This is a genomic window from Maritimibacter alkaliphilus HTCC2654, from assembly GCF_000152805.1.
Classification (GTDB): domain Bacteria; phylum Pseudomonadota; class Alphaproteobacteria; order Rhodobacterales; family Rhodobacteraceae; genus Maritimibacter; species Maritimibacter alkaliphilus.
In genome coordinates, this window is sequence record NZ_CH902578.1 from 2,861,029 (window position 1) to 2,881,913 (window position 20,885).

A 20,885-nucleotide genomic window follows, 5' to 3' on the forward strand; every position below is an offset into this window, starting at 1 on the left:
ACCAAGGCGCTTGAGAGAACGATGTTGAAGGAACTCGGCAAAATACCTCCGTAAGTTCGCGAGAAGGAGGCCCAGTTTCTAGGCAACTAGTGGCTGGGGGCACAAACCAGGGGGTGGCGACTGTTTACTAAAAACACAGGGCTCTGCGAAGTCGTAAGACGACGTATAGGGTCTGACGCCTGCCCGGTGCCTGAAGGTTAAAAGGAGGGGTGCAAGCTCTGAATTGAAGCCCAGGTAAACGGCGGCCGTAACTATAACGGTCCTAAGGTAGCGAAATTCCTTGTCGGGTAAGTTCCGACCTGCACGAATGGCGTAACGACTTCCCCGCTGTCTCCAACATCGACTCAGCGAAATTGAATTGCCTGTCAAGATGCAGGCTTCCCGCGGTTAGACGGAAAGACCCCGTGCACCTTTACTACAGCTTCACACTGGCATCAGGCCAAGCATGTGCAGGATAGGTGGTAGGCTTTGAAGCAGTGACGCCAGTCGCTGTGGAGCCTTCCTTGAGATACCACCCTTGCTTTGCTTGATGTCTAACCGCGGTCCGTTATCCGGATCCGGGACCCTGTGTGGTGGGTAGTTTGACTGGGGCGGTCGCCTCCCAAATAGTAACGGAGGCGCGCGAAGGTTGGCTCAGAGCGGTCGGAAATCGCTCGTTGAGTGCAATGGCAGAAGCCAGCCTGACTGCGAGACTGACAAGTCGAGCAGAGTCGAAAGACGGCCATAGTGATCCGGTGGTCCCGAGTGGAAGGGCCATCGCTCAACGGATAAAAGGTACGCCGGGGATAACAGGCTGATGGTGCCCAAGAGTCCATATCGACGGCACCGTTTGGCACCTCGATGTCGGCTCATCTCATCCTGGGGCTGGAGCAGGTCCCAAGGGTACGGCTGTTCGCCGTTTAAAGAGGTACGTGAGCTGGGTTTAGAACGTCGTGAGACAGTTCGGTCCCTATCTGCCGTGGGTGTAGGATACTTGAGAGGAGTTGCCCCTAGTACGAGAGGACCGGGGTGAACGATCCACTGGTGGACCTGTTGTGGCGCCAGCCGCAGTGCAGGGTAGCTATGATCGGAAAGGATAACCGCTGAAGGCATCTAAGCGGGAAGCCCCCCTCAAAACAAGGTATCCCTGAGGGCCGTAGCAGACTACTACGTCGATAGGCCGGAGATGTAAGTGCAGTAATGCATTCAGTTGACCGGTACTAATTGCCCGATAGGCTTGATTTGATCCAGTAGAAGCGAGGTTTCGACCCGCTTGGATAATCAAGAGCATACTATCTACACAACTCTTGACTTGGACGTGTCTCTTTCTTGGTGTGGTGGTCATAGCGCGAGCAAAACACCCGGCTCCATCCCGAACCCGGCCGTTAAGTGCCGTAGCGCCGATGGTACTGCGTCTTAAGACGTGGGAGAGTAGGTCACCGCCACACCTAGTAAGAGACATGTTCGTATCTCTCTGACGATGCTTCAGACGAAAAACCGCCGGCCCTCGAGGCCGGCGGTTTTCGTTTTCAGACCAACGACTTCCGGTACATCACGCTGTTTCGAGTGTCTCCACGCTCAATACGGTCGGCAAATGCTGCGCGATCTCGACCCAGGTCTCACCCGCGTCGGTGGTCGCGAAGATCGAGCCGGTATTCGTTCCGAAATAAACGCCACCGTTTGACGAAGAATCCACCGCCATCGCCTGTCGCAGCACGGTGAAGAAGCAGTTTTCCTGCGGCAACCCCTCACGCATCGCCTCCCATGTCTCCCCCGCATCGGTGGATCGCCAGACCGCGGCCTTCGCATCCGGGGGAAACCGCCCCTGAATGTCGCCGTTCAGCGGAATCGTCCAGATCGTCTGCGGATCTTGGGGATGCACGGCGATCGGAAACCCGAAGGATGATGGCAGGCCTTCGGTGATGTCGTGCCAGTTCTGCCCGCCGTCGTTCGAGCGGAACACGCCGTGATGGTTCTGCTGGTAAATCAAACCATCGTCGGACGGCGCGCGCATCATGTTGTGCACGCAATGACCTATTTCGCGCGTATGTTCGTGATCGTGCTGCTTCGGGTTCTCAGCATTGTCGAGCCGATTGGACCGTTCCCACGTTTCGCCGTCGTCTTCAGTCGTAAAGACACCGGCGGCCGAAATCGCGATGGTCATGTGACCCGGCTTGGTCGGGTGGGGAAGCATTGTGTGAAGCGTCAGCCCAGCACCACCGGGGTTCCAGCTTTCGCGAGTCGGATGATTGGTGAGCCCCGGGACACGGTCCCATGTCGCACCACCATCGGTGGATTTGAAAAAATGTGCCGGTTTGGACCCCGCGTAAACCGTCCCATGGGCGCAAGTCAGCGACCAGATCGACACGAGGTCGTTGGGAAAGGGCGCTTCTGGCGGCACCCCGCCGATCATTTCCGCAAAGCCGGGATCGTTCGCAGCCCATTCGGCCATCATGCCGTTGGACAGTTGCGACAAGGTCCATGTCTCCCCGTCATCGGTCGAGCGCCAGATCCCGGCCCCCGTCCACTCGCCACCTCCTCCGGCCCAGAGGTGGCCGGTCTTGGGGTCGCCGACGACGTGGTTGATAGGCCATAGATCGCAATGCGGCCCGGTCAGTGACCAAGTCTTGCGGTCGTCGGATGAGGTCAAAATGAACGCGCCCTTCGTCGTCCCGACCAGAACCCTGTGTCTCACCGAAAATCCTCCAGAAAATCGTTATAGGCGGAGCGTAGCACAGAACGATTTTCCAGCGGTGCCATTCTTGCATGGCCCCTACAAGAACGGGCGGGATCGCATGATCCGCAGGCCCGCTCGACGAAAGTGCCCCGGCGGGCGCGCGGCACCGCCTTCCCGTTCGAGCTGATCCAGACTTTCATGCACCCGCTGGGCAAGCTCCGGCCGACCGGAACGCGATGCAAGCGCGTCGGCCCCCGCGCGGGCGAGGTCGATCCGGGCGTGCGCCAAGATCGTCAGCGCATGAAATATGCGACTGTCCGGGTGTCTGCCGACCGCCGTGTAGGCCGCGAACGTGTCGGCGTCGACCGGACCACGGCAAAGCGCCCAAGTCAGACCGCACTGATCCATCTGCTCCGGCGTGAGCGGCAGTGTCATACGCTCGCCCGAGTGCGCGACCGAAAACGCGTCCTCCGGCCCGACGGGTTCGATGCCGATCCGCCTCAACGCGGCCGCGGGATAAGCTGCGCGCCCTGCGTCGAGCACGGCCATCGCCTTTGGCACGGTCCCGAAAATCTCCGCCTTCCGCCGCAGGGCGTCGAGCGCGCCGGGTACGTTGATCCGTTCCAACCATGGCCTCAATTCCTCGAGCCGGTCGTCGGGCGTCATGTCGTCCCGCCCCAACTGCGACTGAAATTTCAGGTGTGTCGGTGCGGCGAGCCCGGCGACCCTCACACGCGGTTCGTTCAAGAATTTCAACCACATACGGAAGTCCGAGCCTGTGCCGGGTGGCCCCGGGGCCCAGCCTTCGGACAAGTTCAGATAGGCGCTGCGGCGGAATGCGACGGGGTTCAACGCGGTGAAGACCAGTGGCCGAGGGAGATTGCGACTCTTTCGGGCAAGCCCGGGCCACGCGTAATTCGCCATCCGCCAACTCACGAACCCCTTCACCCCGATACGGATATCGCCACCGATGACCCAGTCGGCCCGGTCTAACGCGCCGGTCAGGGTCCGCAGGTGACTTTCATGCCAGATGTCGTCATCGCCCAGATGGCATACGAATTCGGCGGAGGAGCCTCGAACGACAGGGTCGCGATAGGCTTCGCCATATGCCTTGCCCTTGGGGTGCGGCAGATACCGGATGCGGTCGTCAGAAGCGGTCAAATCCGCCATGATCTCGTCGGTGCGCGCGGGCGCTCCGTCCCCGATCACGACCAGTTCCCAATCCGGATCGGTCTGAGCTTGAACACTCGGGATCGCGGCAAGTAAGGTGTCCGCATGCGAATGCGTAGGGCAAATGATGAGTGTCCGGGCCATATCTCAACCTATCCAGCAGGTGCTCCGGTTCAATGGAAAAACCCAACAGTCTGAACGCTCTACCCCGTCTGGGCATGACGATCGAGCGTCGGACGATCAAGGGGTTGTGGCGGCTGATCCCGGAACCAGCGGGGGATGAACGGGGCTTTTTCGTCGAGACGTTCCGCCAAAGCCTGATCGCGTCCGAGATGGGTCGCCCCTATGTCTTCGCGCAAAGCAATCATTCCCGTTCGGTCGCGCGGACGTTGCGCGGGTTTCGCACGGAACCATGGGACAAGGCGATCTACGTCACGCGCGGCACTGCGCTGGTGGTCGTCGTCGACCCCCGCCCGGACAGCCCGACGTATCGCGAGCATGAGACATTTCTGATCGGCGATGCCCCGGGCGACCGACACCGGATCGTCGTCTCACGTGGGTTGGCGAACGCGTTCTACTGCCTCACCGATGTGGATTACGTGAACGACGTGTCGGAAGAGTACCGACCCACGGGACGCCGCGGGTTCCACTGGTCCGCTCCCGGACTGGGCATCGACTGGCCGGACACCACCCCGATTCTCTCCGACGCCGATGCCAACCTGCCCTCGTTCGACGTGTTCGTCGAAGACCGACGTTAAGCGACGGAAAAAAGCGGGAAAATTAATCGCTTCTCCCCCCTTGCGGCCCGAAGCGACAAGGCATATTACACCCGAACGAATTGGCGCGGGGTGGAGCAGCCCGGTAGCTCGTCAGGCTCATAACCTGAAGGTCGTAGGTTCAAATCCTACCCCCGCAACCAAAAAAACCGAACGCCCGGTGGCCGCAAGGCCCCGGGCGTTCGGCTTTCTTGGGCAGGCGCATATGTGACGATGCCTGATCGCAACGACCGCTTTCAACGACTTCGGCACGAGAACAGAAACGCCCCCCGGAAGCGGGCGGCGTTTCGCAGGCATGACCCGGCCTTAGAACGTCTTCGCGACCGTGAACTTGAACGTCCGACCCGGCGCGGCGCGCGTGGCCAGATGCGGGGTATAGTTCAGGTCAAACAGGTTCTCGACCCCGAGCCGGAACTCGGCCCCGCCGAAGAACCCGTCCTGCGGCGCATAGGTCGCGCGCAGATTGTGGACGAGCGATGCGGGCGTCGGGGTCGTCGCGCGGTTCATCGCAAAGTCATAGACCGCTTCCCAGCTCAGGTCGTATTCCTCGCCCCAGCGTTTTCCGACCGTGACGCGAAGCTGGTCCGCCGGTGTCCCGGCCCAGTTCCCGCCCGCGCCCGGCGTCGTGTCCATCCCGCGTGAGAAGTTGGCGTTCACGTCCGTATAGAACCCGCTCGCCATCGAATAAGACCCTTCCAGTTCCACGCCATAGAACATCGCGTTGGTGATGGGTGCGGCTGTCGCGGTCGTGTAGGAGGTGATGTCGCGGACATTGGTCCGATACACGTTGGCTTTCAGGCTCAACTGGTCGCCATCCAGGAACACCGATCCACGGTCGAAGGACAACCCCGCCTCGTAGCTGACCGCTTTTTCCGACTGGGTCATATAGGCCGGGTTGGTGAGGTCATCCATGATCGGCAGGTTCTCGGTATAGGCCGCCGAGGCGAAGACCGCGAAGCCGGAGTTGCCGAATTCGTAGCGTGCCGTTGCGCCCCCCATGAAGGCATCGTTGGTGTAGTAGGCATAGGCCGGTCCACCCACGCGCTGCGTTTCATACCGCACCGCGGGGGTGAAGGTCAGGCCGCCCCATGTCATGTCATCCACTGCGAACACGGCGATGCGGCGGTCGGTGCCACCCGGCGCGGACGAGGCGTCGAGCCGTTCCTTGAAGATGTATTCGGCCCCGATGCGCAGATCGTGCTGGATCATCCCGGTCGCGAACAGCGACTGGTTCTTCAGGGTCAGTTTGGTTGTCTCATACCGGTGGTCGGCATCGACGAGGGGTTGAAGGAACGGGAAGGTGGGTGTGCCCTCCAGCGGGGACGACCCGGCGACATAGGCGCTGTCGATCTGCTGGTCGGCATAGGACAGGTTGGCCGAGAAATTGATTAGGTCGGTCGTGGGCGAGTCGTATTCATAGCGTAGGGTCGCCGTCCGCGAATGCACGGTCCTATCGACGTTCCCGAACATTCCACCCGTGGTCGCGAAGGAATCGTAAGGCGTGTCCAGCTCGGTCGAGTTGGTGTCGGAATAGGTCGCGCGGATCGAATGCTCGTTGGCGTTTCCGAAGGTATAGAGCATCCCGACAGAATAGCTGGGCAGCGCATAGCCCTGCGTCGTGATCGGCGCACCGCTGCCGTCCACCGGAATGTCCTGCATCCGGTAGGTGTAGTTCCCGATGACGCCGAAGTTCTCAGTCGGTTGCCAAGCCGCGATGGTGGACGAGGCAAGCTGCGAACCGTTCGTGCCATACTGAATCGTCTGGCGCAGTTTGAACCCGGTCTCGCCGCCGGTGATGTCGATGGCGTCCTTGGTTTCGGCCCGGATCAGACCGCCGATGATGCCGGAGCCGTATTCGAACGTCCCCGCGATGCCGCGAATGACGCTGACTTGCTTGTAAAGCTCGGGGTCGGTGTAAAGCTGGGTGCCGATCCGGTAGAGCTCCTCGGACCCGACATTCGCACCGTCCAGCTGGATCGCGACCTTCTGGTCCGTGCCATAGGTGCCGTTCGCGCCGAAGCCGCGGATGTTGATGCCGGAGCCCTGCGGCGTGTTGCCGTTGATCAGGTTCACGCCCGGCACGGTTTCGACCAGTTCGGCGATGGTCCCCGCCTGACGGTCGTCCATCTCTTCGCGGTCGATCTCGGTCTCAGCGATGGCGGTGTCGGTCTGCACCTCGCGTTTGGATTCGGCCAGAAGCACGGTGTCGAGTTCGAATGTCTCCTGCGCGAACGCGGGCAGCGAGACACAGGTGGCAGCACTGGCAAGCAGCGCCGCGCGCAAGCGTACATGCGCGGTCATGGTCATCCCTTCCATGGTTTTCATGATGTGTGGCTGGCGTGCATATCGCGGTGCTGGCGGGGCGTTTTCGCCCGATCTTTGCGACCGGATCGCAAAGGACTTGCATCTGCTATTTTAGCTTAGTAATTTAGTCAACAATTCGGACAGGAGCGTCCGAGCATCCGAGCAAAGCGCGGCAAATCAGCCACAGCTAGCCAGGCAATCACTTACAATCAAAGGAAAAAGGAGCGTCCGCATGGCGGATACGGCTTCCATCTCTGCGCGTGACATCCGGGCTGCTGTTGAGCGGAATACGGGTCTGAGAGCGCGGGATCTGGCGGAAACGATCGGTGTCTCCGAAGGTGAACTCGTGGCTGCGAAAATCGGGCACGGCACGGTCGCCATCTCGGCCCATCCCGACGACATCATGGGCGCGGTCCCGGCACTTGGGGAGGTCATGGCGCTGACCCGCACGCCATCCGTCGTGCATGAAAAGGTCGGAACCTACGGTAACTATCAATCCGGCGCCCATGCCGCGATGGTTCTCCACGACGCGATCGACCTTCGGATCTTTCCGAAGCATTGGGTCTTCGCCTATGCCGTCGAGACCGTGACCGAGGCCGGCCCGCGCCGGTCGATCCAGGTGTTCGACGCAGCCGGGGATGCAGTTCACAAAATCCACCTGCGCGATGCCTCGCACCACGATCAATGGGCCACCCTGATCGAAACGCTCGCGCTGCCCGAGCAAAACGACCGCCCCACGGTCGAGCCGCGCGTTCCCCCGTCGCCTGCGCAAGAGCGCCCGGACAGGGCCGAAGACCTGCGCAAGGCGTGGAGCGAAATGACGGACACGCACCAGTTCATGCAGCTGACCAAACGGCTGAAGATGAATCGCCTTGGCGCCTACCGCGTGGCCGGTGCCCCCTTCGTCCGGCGGCTCGACCAGACGGCGGTGGATACGCTGCTCGACCGTCTCGCCAGCACGGCCGTCCCGGTCATGATCTTCGTCGGCAACCACGGGTGCATCCAGATTCATTCGGGTCCGGTTCACACGCTGAAACAAGTCGGTCCGTGGAACAACGTCATGGACCCGGGCTTCAATCTGCACCTTCGCTCAGACCATATCGCCGAGGTCTATGAGGTTCGCAAACCCACTAAGCGGGGCGAGGCGCTTTCGGTCGAAGCCTTCGACAAGGATGGCGTCATCATCCTCCAGATTTTCGGGATGCGGACCAAGGACGCCGATCATGTGGCGGACTTCGGCGCGCTGGTTCAGGGACTCGCAGGGGCCGAGGTGCAGGCATGAAGCTCAGTACATTTGCGTTTGCGGCGGCCCTGACCGTCACCCCGGTCGCCGGACTGGCCGACCGTGTGTTGTCGATCGGCGGCTCGGTGACCGAGATCGTCTATGCGCTGGGCGAAGGCGACAGGTTGGTCGCACGCGACTCGACGTCGAACTTTCCCGCCGAGGCGGTGGAATTGCCCGATGTCGGCTACATCCGACAATTGTCCGCCGAGGGCGTTCTGTCGGTTGCGCCCGACCTTATCTTGATGGAGGGCGGCGCGGGCCCCGCAGAAACCATAGACCTGCTGCGCGAGGCGGAAATCCCGATGGTCGAGGTCGCCGATGGCTATACGCCGGAAGCAGTTGAAGACAAGATCCGCGCCGTTGCGAAGGCACTGAACGTGCGGGACAAGGGCGAGGCGCTGGCGGCCGAAGTGCGCGCCCAGATCGCCGAAGCGCGCGCGACGGTCAGCGAAGGCGTGCCGCGCGTCCTGTTCGTCCTGTCGCAGGCATCGGGTCGCATCATGGCTGCGGGTGAAGGCACCTCGGCCGAAGCGATCATCGAATTGGCGGGGGGCGAAAACGCACTCACCGGTTTCCAAGGCTACAAGCAGATTTCGGAGGAGGCCGTCATGGCCGCCGCGCCGGACGTCATCCTGATGATGGATCGCGAGGGCGACCACGCCGTCGCGAATGACGAACTGTTCAGCCAACCGGCGTTCGCGTCCACGCCAGCCGCCGAGGGCGAGCGCGTGGTTCGCATGGACGGGCTTCTCCTGCTCGGGTTCGGGCCGCGCGTGGGCGAGGCGGTTTCGCAACTCGCCGCAGCCCTTCACGGCGACGAGGGTTGAGATGGTCGCGATGACCGAAAGCACCGGGCAGTCGGCTGGCGACAGGCAACCGCTTGCTCGCCACGCCACCCTCGCCTTGCTCGTGCTTCTGTTGATGGTGTCGGTGGCAAGCCTGTTCGTGGGCGCCACGGGTATCTCGCCGATGGAGGTGATCGGTGCGGTTCTGGCAGGCGAACCGATTGAAACGTCGGCGCGTGTCGTGATCCTCGACATACGGCTTCCGCGCCTGGCGATGGGCGCGCTCGTGGGTGCGTCCCTCGCCGTGGCCGGGGTGGTCATGCAGGGCTTGTTTCGCAATCCGCTGGCCGATCCGGGCATCGTCGGCGTGTCCGCAGGTGCCGGGCTGGGCGCGATCACCGCGATCGTTCTGGGTGGCCTGCTGCCCTCAACGGTGGGGGCGGCGCTGGGCTATGCCCTCGTCCCGGTCGCGGCGTTCGTCGGCGGCGGGGTCTCCGTCGTCCTGCTCTACATCGTGTCGACGCGGAACGGGCAGACCTCGGTCGCGACAATGCTTCTGGCCGGGATCGCACTCAGCGCAATGGTCAGTGCCGTTTCGGGCGTGATGATCTATCTGGCCGACGACGCGCAGTTGCGTGACCTGACCTTTTGGGGCTTGGGTTCGCTCGCCGGGGCGACGTGGTCCAAGCTGCTGGCCGCGATGCCGCTGATGGTGCTGGGTCTCCTGGGCGCGCCGCTTCTGGCCCGCAGCCTCGACACATTGGCGCTGGGCGAAATCGCGGCGCAGCACATGGGCATCGATATCCAGCGCATGAAACGGCTCGCGGTGGTGATCGTGGCCGCCTCGGTCGGTGCGGCGGTCGCGGTATCCGGTGGGATCGGCTTCGTCGGTATCGTCGTGCCGCATCTTCTGCGCCTCATGACGGGGCCATCGCACGCGCCGCTCATCCTCAATTCCGCTCTGCTCGGCGCTTCGATCCTGCTGCTGGCCGACATGATCTCCCGCGTGATCGTGGCACCTGCCGAGCTTCCCATCGGGATCATCATGGCGCTGATCGGCGGGCCGTTCTTCCTTTGGGTGCTCATCAAGCGCCGTGGCTTCGCGGGGGTATGACATGCTGAGCGCAACAAACCTTCGCGTGACGATCGATGGGACGACGATCCTGCACGGCGTCGATTTCATCGCGGAGCCGGGCGAGGTGACGGCCATCGTCGGCCCCAACGGCTCCGGCAAGTCGACGCTGCTATCCGCCCTGACCGGGACACAGACCTTTGACGGCGAAGCACAGATGGGCGCGCTGGACCTTGCGACCGCGAAGCCCTGGGAACTGGCGGCGCGGCGTGCAGTTCTGGCCCAGTTCACCTCGGTCGCCTTTCCGTTCACGGTATCCGAGGTCGTGCGCATCGGTGGGGGGGAGCCGGACCTCACCACTGCGGCGCTGGCGCGTGTCGGTCTGGGCACCTATGGCACGCGGCCTTATCACGCGCTCTCCGGTGGGGAACAGCAGCGCGTCCAACTCGCCCGCGTGCTCACGCAGGTCTGGCGACCGATGGATGCGGGCGTTGCGCGGTGGCTGATCCTCGATGAGCCGGTGTCGAGCCTCGATATCGCCCACCAACTCGACGTGATGGAAATCGCGCGGGATTTCGCGCGCGCCGGCGGTGGGGTCGTCGCGGTCATGCACGATCTGAACCTGACGGCGATGTTCGCGGACTCGGTCGCGCTCATGTCGAAGGGTCAGGTCGTTCGGCAGGGTGCCGTTCACGACGTGCTGACCGATGAGACGTTGTCCGGCGCCTATGGGTGCCGGGTGCAGGTGAACATGGCGCCGAGGGGCGGGACATTCGTTCTGCCGCAAGCGTCACAGGCATAGGATACAGTGATGTTTCATGACCGTTGGGACGCGATAATCGGGTTCATGGACATGGGCGGTATCGCGATCTGGGTGATCGCCGCCCTTGCCGCCGTCACGGCCGGATTGATCGTCTGGAAAATCCTGCGACTTGGGGCCTCCGGCACATGGCGCCCGCGCCCAGCCGAGCGTGCCGTGCGTCTTTGGCAATCCGGGCAGCGTGCCGAGGCCCGGCGTCTCGTCGACGGCAGGCGCGGCGTCTACGCCACCCCCGTCCGCGCCGCGATCGAGGGGATGGGGCGCGACGATATGACCCCCGAAATGACGCGGGAAGAGATTTCGCGCGTGGCGGCGGGCGAGTTGTTTCGCCAGCGCAAGGGGCTGCGCGCGCTTGAACTGGTGGCGACCATCGCGCCGCTCGTGGGCCTTCTCGGCACCGTGTTGGGGATGGTCGCGGCGTTTCAGGCGTTGGAGGCCGCCGGAAGCCGTGCCGATCCGTCCGACCTCGCCGGCGGGATATGGGAGGCTCTCTTGACCACGGCGGCCGGGATGGCCGTGGCGATCCCCGCTTCCGCCGCGCTGACGTGGTTTGAAAGCATCGCGGACCGCGCGCAGGGCCGGATCGAGGATATGGTCACGCGGCTCTTGCTGACTCCCGCGACGGGCGGGGAGCGTCGCATCCTCGAGGTCGCGGAATGACCACGCTTTCGCTGCCCGCCCCGCGCCGGTCGCGCAGGCCGAGCCTGACCCCGATGATCGACGTGGTGTTCCTCCTTCTCGTGTTCTTCATGCTCGCCTCGCGCTTCGGCGCGGAAGGCGCGATTGCGATCAGCGGGGCCACGGGTGCCGATGGAAGCTACGACGGCCCGCCCCGGTTGGTCGACGTTCTTCCAGAAGGCGTGCTTCTGAACGGGAGCGACATCCGCGAAGAAACGCTGGCGACCCAGCTTCGCAAATTGATGCAGAACCCCGGCGACACCATCGTTCTGCGCGCGCGTGACGGGGCGCAGGTTCAGCGTGTCGTCGATGTGATGCAGGTGCTGTCCGATGCGGGATACCCGGCGCTGGTTCTGGTGGACTGAATGCGGATTGCGACCCATCGACAACCGCGCAAGCCAGCCGAGAACGTGATCGCCATGATCAACGTGGTCTTTCTGCTGCTGGTGTTCTTCCTTATTTCCGCGCGGATCGCCCCGCCGCTCCCGGTTGAGGTCGAACTGCCGACCGCCGAGGGTGGCGAGTTGTCGGGCAGTCCGGATACCATCGTGATCGGGCCGGACGGAACGCTTCACTTCGCAGGCGTGACGGGGGCGGAAGCCACCGCGAGACTGGCCGATACCGATATGCTACTGACCTTGCGGGTCGATCGTGGGCTGGACGGCGCCGCCTTCGCGCGGGCCTTGCGGGACATTTTGGCGGTCTCCGACGCGCCCCTGGACCTGATCGTGGAGCCCTGACATGCGCGACGGTGCGGAAGTTCTGGCCCTTTCAGCGATGACCACTGTGCTTGCGCTCCTGCTGGTGCCGGTGCCCCGGCAGGAGGGCGAAGCAAGCTCGGGGGCAGGCGGCGAAGCGGTCGTGACGGTGGCCGCGTCCTCGGCATCGGTCGAGCAGATGGTCGAACGGTGGGAAGCGCCGCCGGAGGCCGCCGTCGAAACCCCCGCGCTGGACGCCCCGCCACCCATCGAAGCCCCGGCGACACCCAGCACACCGCCGCAGCCGACACCGACCGCGCGGCCCCTGCCCATCGCGCCCACGGTGCCGACTTCGCCCGTGCCGCCCGAAACCGATACCGCCGCCCCCGCGCCTCGACATGCCCCTGATCGGTCGTTGCGCCCGCCGCGCCGCCCTGCCGCCGAACCTCAAAGGCCCCCCGCACAGGTGGCCAATCAGGCGTCGCAGGCACAGAACCAACAGCGGGCGCAGGGGCAGGGTCACACGGCCAACGCCGGGCAACGTCAGCCGTCGCAATCCACCGCCACGGTCAGCGAGGCGAACAAGCGATCCCTGATGTCGCAATGGGGCGGTCAGATCCAAGGCGCGATTGCCCGCCGCGCGCCGCGCGGTGCGGGAAGCGGCACGGCGGTCGTGCGGCTTACGGTGACGGCGAACGGCGCGCTCGCCGGGGTCACTCTCGCGCGCTCGTCCGGCAATCCGGCCATCGACCGTCTCGCGCTTCAGGCGGTGCGCTCGGCGGGGCGTTTCCCCGCCGCGCCTGCCGGTCTGGGCGCAGGCCCGTTTTCCTTCTCGGTGCCGATCCAGTCACGATAAGGGCGGGCCGACCCATCGGCCGACCCGCCCTTGGTGCGGCGGTTGGACGCCGCGCGATGTTCGCGGTGTCAGGCGAGCGCGGCGAGCCGCTCTTCCGCCTTGGGTTTTTCCACCTTCACCGCGTCCTCCCAAACCGGGCCGTACCCGCGCATTTCCATCGGCGCGCGCAGAATATCTATGCAGGCCTGGGTGTTCTCAGCCGTGGCCTTGTCGACGACGGTATCCATCACGCCCTCGAACCACCCGATCATCTCACGCTGCATGCGGCGCTCTTCGCCATAGCCGAAGATATCCAAAGGCGTGCCGCGCAGCCCTTTCAACTTCGCCATCACCCCAAGCGCTGGGCGCATCCATTGGCCAAGTTCGACCTTGTTGGGCCGCCCGCGTTCATCCTTGCCAAGCGGGAGGAGCGGCGGGGCCATGTGGTAATGCACCTTGTAGTCGCCCGAGAACGCTTCTTTCAGCTCGTCCTCGAAGCCCATCTGCGTATGCAGTCGCGCGACCTCGTATTCGTCCTTATAGGCCATCACTTTGAACAGCGATTTGGCGGCCTGCGTGGCGAGCGGTGCCTCGGTCCCCTCCGGCAAAGCAGCGCGGAAGGCGGCCATCCGGTCGCGGTAGCGCTGGGCATAGCCCTCGTTCTGGTAGCCGATCAGGAACGTCGCGCGCTCGTCGATGATCTCGTCCAGCGTCGGTTCGCGATCTTCGGGCAGGTCGAGACCGCCGAGGATGCTCTCCGGCGCGTGGGCCATGATCCGGCCGATGGCGAAGGCGCGTTTGTTGCCCTCGATCGCCACGCCATTGAGTTCGATCGCGCGGTCCAGCGCCCAGAGATCGACGGGGATCAGACCCTTCTGCCACGCGAAGCCCATCATGATGGTGTTGGCGAACACCTGATCGCCAAGCAGCTTTTCCGACAGCGTGTTGGCATCCAGCGCGGTCAGGTTATCGGCGCCCACCGCCTTGCGGATGGACCCTTCGCGCACCTTGACCATCAGGTCGGCATCGCGCCGCAGAACGATGTCGCCCGTGGGCATTTCAGCGGTGTTGAGCGCGACTTTGGTGCCCTTGCGGTAATGCGCCGAGGCTTTGGGCGAGGAGGACACGACCACGTCGCAGCCGATCACCGCGTCCGCCGCGCCATCACCGATCCGCACCTGATGCACGTCGGCGGGCGAGGCGCCGAGGCGGATATAGCTCAGGACGGTGCCGAACTTCTGCGCGAAGCCTGTGAAGTCGAGCACGGACGAGCCAAGCCCCGACAGGTGCGCCGCCATCGTGATGACCGCGCCCACGGTGACGACGCCGGTGCCGCCCACGCCGGTCACGAGCAGGTCGAAGGGATCGTCGAGCGCGGGCAGGATGGGCGCGGGGATGTTCGCGACCATGCCGTTCACGTCCAGATCCGCCTCGGCCCGCTTGGCGCGTTCGCCGCCTTCGACAGTGACGAAGGAGGGGCAGAACCCGTCGAGGCAGGAAAAGTCCTTGTTGCAGGTCGACAGGTTGATCTTGCGCTTGCGGCCGAACTTGGTCTCGCGCGGCTCGACCGACAAGCAGTTGGATTCGACCGAGCAATCGCCGCAACCTTCGCAGACCAGCGGATTGATATAGGCGAAGCGTTTCGGATCCTCCATCGTGCCGCGTTTGCGGCGACGGCGCTTTTCGGTCGCGCAGGTCTGTTCGTAGATCAGAAGCGACACGCCCTTCACCTCACGCAATTCGCGCTGGAGCGTGTCCATCTGGTCGCGGTCGTGGAAACTGGTCTCGGGTGGGAAGTCGGACTTGGTGAACTTGCCGATGTTGTCCGACACCAGCGCGATGCGCTGAACGCCCTCGGCGCGTGAGGACCAAGCGATGTTCTGCACGCTCACCGGCCCGTCGACGGGCTGACCGCCGGTCATCGCCACGGCATCGTTGTAGAGCACCTTGTAGGTGATGTTGGCACCCGCCGCGACGGCCTGCCGGACCGCGAGCGAGCCGGAGTGATACCACGTGCCTTCGCCGAGGTTCTGGAACTGGTGCTTGCCCCCGTTCCACTTGGACGCGACCGACCACGGCACGCCTTCGCCCCCCATCTGGGCGAAACCGGCGGTGTCGCGGTCCATCCAGCTTGCCATGACGTGACAGCCGATACCCGCGCCTGCGGTCGAGCCTTCGGGCACGACGGTGGACGAGTTGTGCGGGCAGCCCGAGCAGAAATAGGGTGTCCGGGTCGCGCCGGGCGTGTTCAGGATCGGCGGCTCTTCGGCGGTCAGCGCACGGGCCTTTTCCGGCAGGTTCTCGCCCGGGAAAAACGCGTCGAGCCGCGCGGCGATGATCGGGGCCAATTGGCGGGCGGATAATTCGCCCGTCCACGGCACCAGATCGTTCTCGGCGGCGGCGTCATGTTTGCCGACCATTTTCTCGGGCTTCTCGCCGGGCCAGTCGTAGAAGTATTCCTTGAACTGGCTTTCGATGATCCCGCGCTTTTCCTCGATGACGAGAACTTCTTTCTTGCCCTTCACGAAGGACAGCGCATCGCGGCGCGCCAGCGGCCAGACCATACCGACCTTGTAGATGTCGATGCCAAGCGCGCGGCACTTCGCTTCGTCCAGACCCAGAAGGCGCAGCGCCTCGAGCGTGTCGAGGTGGCCTTTGCCCGTCGTCACGATCCCATAGGGCGCATCGGGCAGGCCGTAGATCGTGCGGTCGATGGGGTTGGCTTCCACGAAGGCCTCGACCGCCCGCAACTTCGCGCCCATGCGCACCTCGATTTCGGTCGAGGGCGGATCGCTCCGGCGAATGTGGATGCCGCCCGGATAATCCTCGCGCTCCGGGTAGACGAAGGTGCGGTCGTCGTGCAGCTCGACCGAGCGCCCGGATTCCACGGTTTCCGAGATCGCCTTGAACCCGACCCATGTCGAGGAATAGCGGCTGAGGGCGAAGCCGTATTCGCCGAACGTCAGGTATTCCTCCACCGAAGCCGGGTTCAGCACCGGCATGAACCACGCAAGGAACACGGCATCCGACTGGTGCGGCATTGAGGATGAAACGCAGCCGTGATCGTCGCCGGCCACGACCAGCACACCGCCCTTGGGGTCGGTGCCATAGGCATTGCCGTGGCGCAGCGCGTCGCCCGACCGGTCGACGCCGGGGCCTTTGCCGTACCACATGCCGAACACACCATCGACTTCGCAGTCCGGGTGCAGCGTCGCCTGCTGGCTGCCAAGAACGGCGGTCGCGCCCAGATCCTCGTTCACGGCGGGCATGAAGGTGATTTTGTCCTGATCCAGCCGTTTGCGGGTCTTCCACAGTTCGAGGTCCAGTCCGCCCAGCGGCGAGCCGCGATAGCCCGACACGAAACCCGCGGTGTTCAGCCCGGCGGCATGATCGCGTCGCGCCTGATCCAGCATGACGCGGACGAGCGCCTGCGTGCCGGTCAGAAAAACCCGTCCTTCGGTCAGGTCGTAGCGGTCGGTGAGCTTGTAATCGGGCGTGGTCGCTGGCGCGTGCAACATGGCTTGCGGTCCTCCTGTTCCCCGCGAGTGTAACGCCCGAAACGTGAATTCCTGTTCCAGATTTGGCGGCGCAACGGTGAAGTCTGGAACAAGAATTCGATTTGATTTACAGATTCGGAATGGAGAACCAGATTTCAATCAGTGAACGGGACCGCAGGATCGTTTCCCTGCTTCAGGCGGACTCGCGGATTTCCAACGCCGATCTGGCGGAGCGAACGGGCATGTCCACCTCGGCCTGCTGGCGGCGGGTCAAGGCTTTGGAAGAGGCGGGCGTGATCGCGCGTTACGGCGTGGTCGTGGATCAGGAGCGGCTTGGCCTGAGGTTTCAGGCCATCGTCGAGGTGCAACTCATTCGCCACGATCCCAACGAGGTCTCGCAATTCATTCGGGCGCTTGAGGCGCGGCACGAGGTGCAGGAATGCTGGGCGACGACGGGCGACGCCGACTATCACATGCGTGTGGTGTGTGAGGATATCGCGACCTACAATCGGTTCCTCGAGGAATTCCTGTTTCGTCAAAGCGCCGTGCGGGCGGCCCAGACCAACGTGGTTCTGAAGTCGGTCAAACGCGCGAGCGGCCTGACGATCTGAAATGCGCCGGGGCGGGGTCGGTCAAACCGCGACTGGGCACCTGAGTCGTCACGGCGATGAGCGGCGCCAAGCGCGTTCTTCACCGAAGCGCCGCTCAAGAAATGAACGACACCACCCAAGAGCGCACAATTATTAGGCTGTTTCCCCGTTCGAACCGCAATTTGGCGGGGAAAATTTGCCCAATCCCGCCCATGCTCAAAAGGTATGCATGCCCAACGCCACGCGGGGACATCGCGTCAGGGGGTGTGTGACGGCCCACCATTTGCAACCGGAGGCCGCCACACGGATGCAACGAAGTTGCGGGGACAGACATGGGGAGCGAATGCCCGTTGGGCAAGTGCGACCTGACGTCCCTGCTTGGGAGAGTCTTATGAAATTCATGAAATCCGTTCTTGCCGGCGGCGCTGCCACGCTCGCTCTGTCGACCGCTGCCATGGCGCAGGATTGCCCGATCAAGGTCGGTGTGCTGCACTCGCTGTCCGGCACCATGGCCATCTCGGAAACCACGCTGAAAGACACGATGCTGATGCTCGTCGAAAAGCAGAACGAGGCCGGTGGCCTTCTGGGCTGCGATCTGGAAGCTGTCGTCGTCGACCCGGCTTCGGACTGGCCGCTCTTTGCCGAAAAGGCGCGCGAGCTGCTGACCGTGCACGAAGTCGACGTGATCTTCGGCAACTGGACGTCAGTGTCGCGTAAATCGGTTCTGCCGGTGATCGAAGAACTCAACGGCCTTCTGTTCTACCCGGTGCAGTACGAAGCGAAGAATCGTCCAAGAACGTGTTCTACACCGGCGCGGCCCCGAACCAGCAGGCGATCCCGGCGACCAACTATTTCCTTGACGAACTGGGCGTCGAGAAATTCGCGCTGCTCGGCACCGACTATGTCTATCCGCGCACCACGAAACAACATTCTGGAAAGCTACCTGAAGGATAAGGGCATCGCCGGAAGAGGATATCTTCGTCAACTACACCCCCTTCGGCCATTCTGACTGGTCCAAGATCGTCGCTGACGTGGTTGCGCTGGGCGCGGACGGCAAGAAGGTGGGCGTGATCTCGACCATCAACGGCGACGCCAACATCGGCTTCTACAAAGAACTCGCCGCAGCCGGTATCTCGGCCGACGATATTCCGGTCGTCGCCTTCTCCGTTGGTGAAGAAGAGCTTTCGGGCCTCGACACATCGAACCTCGTCGGTCACCTCGCCGCCTGGAATTACTTCATGTCCGCCGACACCGAAGCCAACGCCGAGTTCATCGCGGACTGGCACGCCTTCATCGGTGACGAAGCCCGCGTGACCAACGACCCGATGGAAGCCCACTACATCGGCTTCAACATGTGGGTGAACGCGGCCACCGAAGCCGGCACCACCGATGTCGACGCCGTGCGGTCGGCCATGTGGGGGCAGGAATTCCCGAACCTCACCGGCGGCACCGCCGTGATGGGCGTGAACCACCACCTCGCCAAGCCGGTTCTGATCGGTGAGATCCTTGAGGACGGTCAGTTCGACATCATCAGCCAGACCGAAGAAGTGCCGGGCGACGCCTGGACCGACTTCCTCCCGGAATCGGCGGTCCTGACGTCGGATTGGAAAGATCTCGAGTGCGGTATGTACAACACCGAGACCGAGACCTGCGTCCAGCTGACCTCGAACTACTAATCCCAAAGACTGGGGCGGCGGGCTGACCTGCCGCCCCGACAACCCATCGAGGTGAGGTCGATGCTGAAGCGACTTGTGGTGGTCGTGCTGGCGCTTGTGTGTCTGGGAACCCAGATCGTCGCGCAGGACACTCAGAACGGCGACACGGAAACTGGAACAGACCTAGGCCCGATGCAGCAGGTGTTGCAGGCCAATGCCGAGATTATCGTCGAAAGCTCGCGCCGCACGATCCAGCCCGCCATCGACGCGGTCGCAAATTCGGGGCTGGAGGCAGCGCCTTTCGTCCTTGGTACATGGCAGGACCGCGATATGTGGCAGCGTGTGTCCGACGGTCTGTTCTTCAAGGTCGAAAAATCGGGCAGCGATTACGAACTGACCGATTTTGACACTGGCGAGGTTTTGGCGAGGGTCACGAAGGACGATATTGAACAGATCAAGCCGAACTCCGGCATCCGGGGGCTGATCGCCACCGCACTCGTCACCTTTCAACTGAACGATCCCGATCCAGCGAAACGGCGCGAGGCGCTGGATTCGCTTGAGCGGAACGCGAATGCCGACCTATTGGGCCCGCTGCGCGACTCCATCGAAACGGAAGACAACCCGACGATCCGCGCCCGCAAGGAACGGCTCGAAAAGCTCATCACGATCACCTACGGCGACGACCCCGAGGCGCGGATCGCGGCGATCGAGGCGATGGCGGGCGATCTTGGCGTCGATGTGCGCGCCGCTCTGAACCCATTGGTTGCGACCCGCACCCGTGCCTTCGACGGCGAGGTGCCGGAGAGCGTGAACGTGGCCAAGATCCTGCGCCCCGGCACCGATGATCTGAGCCGCGAAGACGCCTATGCCCTGACGGACGGCGAGCCGCTTTTGACGGACGACGCGCTGCGGGGTGTGCTTCAGGCCAATATCGTGGATGGTCAGGTGGGCGGTATCCCGGTCGCGGAACTGTCCGATCCGGCGCGCCGCATTGCCGCCTTCGAGGCGCTGGAAGCCGCCGGAACCGTGCCCGCCGCCGCGACCGAGGCGGACGTGGACGCCGCCATCGCCACCAAGGTTTTCGCGTCCGTCTATGCCGAGCCAAACCCCGACATCACCGCCGCCGCGAACCGTGCGCTGGGCCGGATCGAAACCAAGGTCGGTTTGAATCAGGTGCTGGATCTTGGGCTGGACGCCCTGTCGCTCGCGTCGATCTACTTTCTGGCCGCCATCGGGCTTGCCATCACTTTCGGCGTCATGGGGGTCATCAATATGGCGCATGGCGAGTTCATCATGATGGGCGCCTATACCGGCTACGTGGTTCAGCAGATCATTCCGAACCACACGACCTCGATCATCGTCGCCATACCGCTCGCCTTCGCCGTGACCTTCGCGGCGGGCGTGGCGATGGAGCGGCTGGTGATCCGCTGGCTCTATAACCGCCCGCTCGAGACGCTGCTCGCCACCTTCGGCATCTCCATCGCGCTGCAACAGCTGGCCAAGAACATCTTCGGCACGCAGGCGCGTCCGCTCACCTCCCCCGACTGGCTGGGCGGGGCATGGGTGCTGAACGACGTCGTGTCGATCTCGACCGTCAGGATCGCGATCTTCGTGCTGGCGCTCATCTTCCTCGCCGTCTTCCTGTTCATCATGAAGCGCACGCGGCTGGGTCTGGAAACCCGCGCGGTGACGCAGAACCCCGGTATGGCGGGCGCGATGGGGATCAATCCGGGCCGGGTGAACATGCTGACTTTCGGCCTTGGCTCCGGCATCGCGGGCATTGCGGGGGTCGCCATCGGGCTTTATGCGCAGGTCACGTCCGAGATCGGGCAGGCCTATATCGTGCAGTCGTTCATGACCGTCGTGGTCGGCGGCGTCGGCAACATCTGGGGCACGCTTCTGGGCGCTGGCCTGATCGGGTCGCTGCACAAGGGGATCGAGTGGTTCAACCCGTCCAACACGCTGGCGGCGCAGACCTACATGATCATCTTCATCATCATCTTCATCCAGTTCCGGCCCCGAGGGATCATCGCCCTCAAGGGCCGCGCGGCGGGGGATTGAGCC

General features: G+C 63.6%; 15 protein-coding genes, 1 tRNA gene, 2 rRNA genes and 1 pseudogene (1 of these 19 running past the window's edge). 15 read left to right on the forward strand and 4 right to left on the reverse strand.

Features of this window, described 5'->3' with window-relative positions; all coding sequences use genetic code 11:
• Positions 1–1,224, forward strand: a 23S ribosomal RNA gene (locus tag RB2654_RS14870); it begins 1,606 nt to the left of the window's first position.
• An 88-nt stretch (positions 1,225–1,312) separates the two neighbouring features.
• Positions 1,313–1,427 (forward strand): 5S ribosomal RNA (rrf, locus tag RB2654_RS14875).
• A 104-nt stretch (positions 1,428–1,531) separates the two neighbouring features.
• On the opposite strand, the gene RB2654_RS24080 is transcribed toward rrf, so the two are convergent.
• Positions 1,532–2,143, reverse strand: a complete 612-nt coding sequence (locus RB2654_RS24080; RefSeq protein WP_342779686.1) for a WD40/YVTN/BNR-like repeat-containing protein — start codon at positions 2,141–2,143, stop codon at positions 1,532–1,534.
• A gap of 609 nt (positions 2,144–2,752) precedes the next feature.
• Entirely contained in the window at positions 2,753–3,970 is a 1,218-nt protein-coding gene (locus RB2654_RS14885; RefSeq protein WP_008333326.1) for a glycosyltransferase family 2 protein, read from the reverse strand.
• Between the two features lie 74 nt (positions 3,971–4,044).
• Here RB2654_RS14885 and RB2654_RS14890 point away from each other — a divergent pair, with 74 nt between their 5' ends.
• On the forward strand, positions 4,045–4,584 hold the full coding sequence (locus tag RB2654_RS14890) for a dTDP-4-dehydrorhamnose 3,5-epimerase family protein (RefSeq protein ID WP_040885043.1): 540 nt from the start codon (positions 4,045–4,047) through the stop codon (positions 4,582–4,584).
• An 84-nt stretch (positions 4,585–4,668) separates the two neighbouring features.
• Positions 4,669–4,745: transfer RNA gene (locus RB2654_RS14895), tRNA-Met, on the forward strand.
• A gap of 163 nt (positions 4,746–4,908) precedes the next feature.
• Here RB2654_RS14895 and RB2654_RS14900 read toward each other — a convergent pair.
• Positions 4,909–6,927, reverse strand: coding sequence for a TonB-dependent receptor plug domain-containing protein (locus RB2654_RS14900; RefSeq protein ID WP_008333333.1), 2,019 nt, complete (start codon positions 6,925–6,927; stop codon positions 4,909–4,911).
• Between the two features lie 211 nt (positions 6,928–7,138).
• Between RB2654_RS14900 and RB2654_RS14905 the strand changes: the two genes are divergently transcribed.
• Genes RB2654_RS14905 through RB2654_RS14940 form a run of 8 tightly spaced genes read left to right on the forward strand, consistent with a single transcriptional unit; the run spans position 7,139 to position 13,100 of the window.
• Positions 7,139–8,188 (forward strand): hemin-degrading factor, encoded by a 1,050-nt coding sequence (locus RB2654_RS14905; protein ID WP_008333334.1) that lies wholly within the window; start codon positions 7,139–7,141, stop codon positions 8,186–8,188.
• Entirely contained in the window at positions 8,185–9,018 is an 834-nt protein-coding gene (locus RB2654_RS14910; protein WP_008333335.1) for a heme/hemin ABC transporter substrate-binding protein, read from the forward strand. Before RB2654_RS14905 ends, RB2654_RS14910 begins: the two co-directional genes overlap by 4 nt.
• A 1-nt stretch (position 9,019) precedes the next feature.
• Positions 9,020–10,090, forward strand: coding sequence for a FecCD family ABC transporter permease (locus tag RB2654_RS14915; protein ID WP_008333337.1), 1,071 nt, complete (start codon positions 9,020–9,022; stop codon positions 10,088–10,090).
• 1 nt (position 10,091) lies between these two features.
• A complete protein-coding gene (locus tag RB2654_RS14920) occupies positions 10,092–10,850 on the forward strand; it encodes a heme ABC transporter ATP-binding protein (RefSeq protein WP_008333342.1) in 759 nt (252 codons plus the stop codon).
• Positions 10,851–10,859: 9 nt separating this feature from the next.
• On the forward strand, positions 10,860–11,528 hold the full coding sequence (locus RB2654_RS14925; protein WP_008333346.1) for a MotA/TolQ/ExbB proton channel family protein: 669 nt from the start codon (positions 10,860–10,862) through the stop codon (positions 11,526–11,528).
• Positions 11,525–11,911, forward strand: a complete 387-nt coding sequence (locus RB2654_RS14930) for an ExbD/TolR family protein (protein WP_008333347.1) — start codon at positions 11,525–11,527, stop codon at positions 11,909–11,911. The genes RB2654_RS14925 and RB2654_RS14930 overlap by 4 nt, the downstream gene beginning before the upstream one ends.
• Positions 11,912–12,286: a biopolymer transporter ExbD gene (locus tag RB2654_RS14935; RefSeq protein WP_008333349.1), complete on the forward strand. Its 375-nt coding sequence runs from the start codon at positions 11,912–11,914 to the stop codon at positions 12,284–12,286. It abuts the gene before it with no gap.
• Position 12,287: 1 nt separating this feature from the next.
• Positions 12,288–13,100: an energy transducer TonB family protein gene (locus RB2654_RS14940; RefSeq protein WP_008333350.1), complete on the forward strand. Its 813-nt coding sequence runs from the start codon at positions 12,288–12,290 to the stop codon at positions 13,098–13,100.
• Positions 13,101–13,168: 68 nt separating this feature from the next.
• Here the strand turns inward: RB2654_RS14940 and RB2654_RS14945 are convergent, their stop codons facing one another.
• On the reverse strand, positions 13,169–16,597 hold the full coding sequence (locus tag RB2654_RS14945; RefSeq protein WP_008333351.1) for an indolepyruvate ferredoxin oxidoreductase family protein: 3,429 nt from the start codon (positions 16,595–16,597) through the stop codon (positions 13,169–13,171).
• A gap of 119 nt (positions 16,598–16,716) precedes the next feature.
• On the opposite strand from RB2654_RS14945, the gene RB2654_RS14950 reads away from it, so the two are divergent.
• From RB2654_RS14950 to urtB, 3 genes and pseudogenes are all read left to right on the forward strand, one after another.
• Entirely contained in the window at positions 16,717–17,187 is a 471-nt protein-coding gene (locus tag RB2654_RS14950) for an Lrp/AsnC family transcriptional regulator (protein WP_008333352.1), read from the forward strand.
• A 370-nt stretch (positions 17,188–17,557) separates the two neighbouring features.
• Positions 17,558–18,842: pseudogene (gene urtA / locus RB2654_RS14955) on the forward strand (urea ABC transporter substrate-binding protein).
• Between the two features lie 60 nt (positions 18,843–18,902).
• Positions 18,903–20,882, forward strand: coding sequence for an urea ABC transporter permease subunit UrtB (urtB, locus tag RB2654_RS14960; RefSeq protein WP_008333362.1), 1,980 nt, complete (start codon positions 18,903–18,905; stop codon positions 20,880–20,882).
• The last annotated feature ends 3 nt before the right edge of the window (positions 20,883–20,885 follow it).